Raw genomic sequence first — 5,116 nt, forward strand, 5'->3', positions numbered from 1 at the left:
AGATAAGATAGATCTCTACGAATTGTACTAGCACTATAGTGTAATTCAGTTGTCAAAAATTCAATTGAAATATAATTCCTTTTTTTTATCAGCTCAATAATTTTATTTCGTCTATCTTCCATTGAGGGCCTCCTCGACTCATTTCATACAAAGATATTTTTAATTGAAGCTAGAAACGACTCTTCGTTAACTATGAAAAATTTGATAAGTGAAGTCAAGTTCGAATTGACTGATTCCAATCATATGAGTATTTTCAGTATCCCAAAATTATTTTTTAAAATCAACAGTGTTCGTAAAAATAGCTGATATAACAAACCTGTTTCAATTTTTCATTTCGATAATTAATTATTTCATTTCATTAATGAAAGATATCGAGCATTTTTAATCAAGTTAGGCGCTCATTTTCCATCATGTCGATCAAATGGATGTAAGCGCATTTATATGTGCTATTCTACATTTGTTCCAAATATATTAAATTTGAGAGGTTGTAGATATCATGTTAGTGAATTTGAACACAATTTTAGAAAAGGCCAAAAGAGAAAAATATGCTGTAGGTGCTTTTAATGCAACAGATTTAAATACGGCGAGAGGGATCGTTGCAGCTGCGGAGGCAGAAAATTCACCTGCAATTCTTCAATTTGCTGAAGTACACAGCAAATATATTTCTATTGAACAAGCTGCTTCTATGTATTTAGAGTTAGCAGAAAATTCAACAGTCCCAATTTGTGTCCATTTGGATCATGGAGAGAATTTTGACACAATCATTAAGGCCATGCATTTAGGATTTACGTCAGTTATGGTTGACGCATCAACTAAACCTTTTTCTGAAAATGTGAAGAGAACCAAAGAAGTATTGAAGATTGCCAAAGCATTAGATGTATCTGTAGAAGCAGAGTTAGGTGTAATGAATGCAGAGGACGGAAGCGGAGCATTAGACTATCAAAATATGGATGATACTTACACTAGTGTGAAAGAAGCTAGGAATTTTGTAGAACAAGCAAATATTGATGCTTTAGCTATAGCTTTCGGAACAGTTCATGGATTGTACAAAGCTGAACCAAATTTAAAGTTTGACAGAATAGCAGAAATTAGACAAGCAACAAACAAACCTTTAGTTATGCATGGTGGTTCAGGATTGAGCAATGAAGAATATAGAAAATCGATTGAGAATGGGATTACGAAAATTAATTACTATTCTACTATGGCTTTTGAAGTAACAAACGGCCTAAGGGACTACTTAAACCAAAAAGATGATGCTTTTCTTTTTGATGTTGATATGAAAACAATTGAGTTAGTAAAAGAAAATATTGCATCAAAAATTAAAGTTTTTGGATCTTCAAATAAAGCCTAAAAATAAGGAGGAAGTTAAATGACAAAAAAAGCTAAGATTGCTGTTTTGACTGGGGAAAAGGAGATTGAAATTAAACAATTGAGTATCCCCACTATCAATGATGATGAAATATTAGTAAAGGTGGAAGCTTGTGGCATTTGTGGAACTGACGTTCATGAATATAAGGGTGACCCTTTTGGGTATATTCCGATTCATTTAGGACATGAAGGTACTGGGGAAATTGTAGAATTGGGAAAAAACGTCAAACAGGACTACTATGGTAAACCATTGAAAATTGGGGACAAAATTGTAAGTGGATTGAAACCTTGTGGTGAATGTGATACCTGTAAAAATGATCCGAAAAATATCCATTTGTGTGAAGGTGGAGCAATTTATGGTTTACTTCCAGGCGAAAAACACTTTTTTAATGGCTGGTTTGGAGAGTATATCAAGATAAACGATAATAGTGTTGTTTTTAATGTAAGTGAGATGGATATGAACTTACGAATGTTGATTGAACCTGCTGCTGTAGTGGTTCATGCAGTAGAAAAAGCTAAGGAAATCTATAATTTTAAACATACTTCAAGTGTTCTAATTCAAGGTTGTGGTCCTATTGGATTATTGTTACTTAGTTTAGTTCGTACAATGGGTATCAGAAATATTATTGCTGTTGACGGAGATGACCAACGACTAAAACTCGCTAAAAAACTAGGAGCTCGCTATACAGTCAATGTGCAAAAATCAGAAGACCCGATTGAGGAAGTCCTACAGATGACTGATCTAAAAGGAGCAGAGTTTGCCTTTCAGTGCACTGGTTCTCCTAAAGCTGCATCCTCTGTTTGGAAATATGTGCGCCGTGGTGGTGGTATGTGTGAACTAGGGTTCTTTGTTAATAATGGTGAAGCTAACTATAATCCGCATTTTGATATTTGTAATAAAGAAATTAAAGTGGTAGGCTCGTGGACTTATCAATCTAGCGACTGGCTTCATGCTTGCGATTTCTTGAAAGAAGCAAAGCAGCAAGGCTGGCCAATTGAAGAGCTGATTACTCATCGTTTTAATTTGATAGATATTAATGAAGCTATGGAAACTAATATTAAAATGGATGGAATTAAGTTAGGTATTTTTCTATAAAAAATTATTAGATTTACGAGGAGATGGAAAAATGCGATATATATTAATTGCAACACATAGTACATTCGCTTCTGGAATAAATGAAAGTTTAAAACTATTAATCGGAGAGCGCCCAGAAATTTCAGTTATTGATGCTTATGTAGATGATAGTGATTTTACACATAAAGTGGATGACTTTTTCTCCCAGTTTAATTCGGATGATGAATATGTTGTGTTTACAGATTTATTTGGTGGTAGCGTGAACCAAAAAATATTTTCTTATAAGAATAATTATGAGTTTCACTTAGTAACTGGATTCAATTTACCGGTTATACTTGAAATTATTTTATGTGGAAAACAGTTATCTATACCTGTCCTAGAAGACATTATTGAAAAGTGTCGTCAAGAATTATCATTAGTGATTATAGAAAATGATGATACTGAGGAAGAGAATTTCATTTAGAAAAGGAATGAGGAAAAAGATATGATAAAGGATTTACGAGTAGATGATCGTTTAATTCATGGGCAAATAGCTTTAACTTGGCCTAAAGCTTTAGGCATAAAAAGAATTGTGGTTGCAAGTGACGCTGCAAGCCAAGACAAAACACAACAAATGTCTTTGAAAATGGCTTTGCCTTCTGATATTAAAGCGTTAATTAGGTCAGTTGAAGAAACTATTGATTTTTTTGACAATCCCAAAGCACAAGAAGCCAATCTGATGGTCATTGTTGGAAACGTGACTGATGCTGAAAGATTGGCACAAGCTTTAGGGGATGTAATTGAACGAGTCAATCTGGCTAATGTTGGTCGGTTCGATGGAGTTCCTAAAGAGGAAAAAAGGGCATTAGGTTCATCTATTTTACTTAGCAAAAAGGAACAGGGATCGCTAGATCGATTGATGAAAATTCCTAATTTGAAGATTGTTCATCAAATAATCCCAGATAACTCAGAGAAAAAAATTGAAGAAATGCTAAATAATAAATAAAAGGGAGAAATGCTTATGTCTACATTAACTGCAGCATTATTATGCGCAATTGCCTATTTCATTTGCTTTGGTGGAAATTGGTTACTCGCTCAAAATATGGCGGATCAACCAATTGTTGTTGGCTCGCTTGTAGGTCTATTATTGGGAGATCTTCAAACTGGGTTAGTTTTAGGGGCGGCATTGCAAGCCCTATTCATTGGTGCTGTCAACGTGGGTGGTGCTGTTTCCCTTAACCCTTCATTCGGTACAACACTTGCGATTGCATTTGCTATCTTAAGTGGAGGAGATGCAAAATTCGCATTAGCTATTGCTGTTCCGCTAGGTTTGCTGGGTGGATTATTGGAAATAGGAATGAATATTCTATGTGCAGGATTTGGAAGTGCCTTTGATAAAGCAGCGGAAGCTGGAAACGAAAAAAGAATAGTATTTTTGCATTATAGTGTTTGGTTTTTTAAATATCTTGTATTTGCTATCGTAATATTTATTGCTGTATTAGCTGGAGCAACTCCAGTATCAAATTTTGTTAATAGTTTACCGGAGTTTATTACAAACGGTCTTGGTGTGGTAGCTGGGTTATTACCCGCAGTTGGATTTGCTATGCTACTTAAAATGGTTTGGTCGAACAAGTTAGCTGTTTATTATGTATTGGGTTTTCTATGCGTCGCGTACTTAAAACTACCTTTGATTGCAGTAGCAACTTTAGGAGTGATTGTAGCAGTTGTTCAAGTTGGTATTGACCAGGAAGTATTAAAGATTAAACAATCAGGTGTGCCATCAACAGTTGAAGGGGATGTGACAGAGTTAGAGGAGGAGGACTTTTTATCATGAACGAAAATTTAGTGGTTTCTAACGATGAAAAAAAGATGCTGAAATCAATTTTTTTTAGATCATTTACAGTATTTGCACCTTTTAATTATGCAAAACAAGGTGGTAGCGGGTTCTGTTATGCTATGATGCCGTTTATTAATAAATACTATAAAACACAGGAAGATCGTACCGCAGCATTAAAACGTCATATCGCTTGGTATAATGCAACTTCGAATGTTGGAACATTTATTATGGGATTAGCGGCTTCCATGGAGAAGGAAAACAGCGAAAAAGAGGACTTTAACGCTGATTCAATTAATACAGTAAAAGCTAGTTTGATGGGGCCTTTTTCTGGAATTGGAGATACTCTTTTTTGGGGAGTACTACGGGTTGTGGCCGCAGGAATTGCAATGACATTCGGTGAGCAAGGGAATCCTTTGGCACCGTTAATATTTCTATTAATTTATAATATTCCATCATTGGTTACACGTTGGCAGTTGACTAAATTCGGTTTTACAGTGGGTGCGAAATACATTGAAGAGTTATATTCTTCTGGAATGATTAATGTGTTGACAAAAGCGGCAAGTATTCTAGGTCTGATTATGATAGGTGGAATGACTGCAAGCAATGTATCTCTTCAAACAACCCTGAAATTCAATCTTGGCGGAGGTCAACAGTTAGTTGTTCAAGACGTTCTAGATCAAATTTTTATAGGGATAATTCCCCTTGCATTCACTTTACTATGTTTTTGGTTGCTATCAAAGAAAAAAATGAATTTCGCATTACTGATTACCTTAGTTGTAGTGTTAGGAATTTTACTTTCTCTATTTGGAATAGCTTGATTGTTTTGAAATGAGAAAAAGTATAAGAGTGTTATTTCT

At 34.9% G+C, this 5,116-nt stretch carries 7 protein-coding genes; 6 read left to right on the forward strand and 1 reads right to left on the reverse strand.

Annotated elements, in window-relative coordinates:
* Window positions 1-122, reverse strand: a 122-nt coding sequence (locus A5868_RS19525) for a DeoR family transcriptional regulator (protein ID WP_140404349.1), incomplete at its 3' end; no start/stop codon positions are given.
* 374 nt (window positions 123-496) lie between these two features.
* Here A5868_RS19525 and A5868_RS06985 point away from each other — a divergent pair.
* From A5868_RS06985 to A5868_RS07010, 6 genes are read left to right on the forward strand one after another with little or no spacing between them, the layout of a single operon-like run.
* Complete coding sequence (locus tag A5868_RS06985) at window positions 497-1,351, forward strand: class II fructose-bisphosphate aldolase (protein WP_254908305.1); 855 nt, start codon at window positions 497-499, stop codon at window positions 1,349-1,351.
* Window positions 1,352-1,369: 18 nt separating this feature from the next.
* Window positions 1,370-2,464 (forward strand): zinc-dependent alcohol dehydrogenase, encoded by a 1,095-nt coding sequence (locus tag A5868_RS06990; RefSeq protein WP_087654116.1) that lies wholly within the window; start codon window positions 1,370-1,372, stop codon window positions 2,462-2,464.
* 31 nt (window positions 2,465-2,495) lie between these two features.
* A complete protein-coding gene (locus A5868_RS06995) occupies window positions 2,496-2,906 on the forward strand; it encodes a PTS sugar transporter subunit IIA (protein WP_087654117.1) in 411 nt (136 codons plus the stop codon).
* A gap of 21 nt (window positions 2,907-2,927) precedes the next feature.
* Window positions 2,928-3,428, forward strand: a complete 501-nt coding sequence (locus tag A5868_RS07000) for a PTS sugar transporter subunit IIB (RefSeq protein WP_086304128.1) — start codon at window positions 2,928-2,930, stop codon at window positions 3,426-3,428.
* Between the two features lie 15 nt (window positions 3,429-3,443).
* Complete coding sequence (locus A5868_RS07005; protein WP_176281309.1) at window positions 3,444-4,256, forward strand: PTS mannose/fructose/sorbose/N-acetylgalactosamine transporter subunit IIC; 813 nt, start codon at window positions 3,444-3,446, stop codon at window positions 4,254-4,256.
* The gene (locus A5868_RS07010) at window positions 4,253-5,077 is read left to right on the forward strand and encodes a PTS system mannose/fructose/sorbose family transporter subunit IID (protein ID WP_086304124.1); all 825 of its coding nucleotides are present in this window, start codon (window positions 4,253-4,255) and stop codon (window positions 5,075-5,077) included. Before A5868_RS07005 ends, A5868_RS07010 begins: the two co-directional genes overlap by 4 nt.
* The last annotated feature ends 39 nt before the right edge of the window (window positions 5,078-5,116 follow it).

It is taken from the genome of Enterococcus sp. 12F9_DIV0723, assembly GCF_002174375.1.
Lineage (GTDB): Bacteria > Bacillota > Bacilli > Lactobacillales > Enterococcaceae > Enterococcus_A > Enterococcus_A gilvus.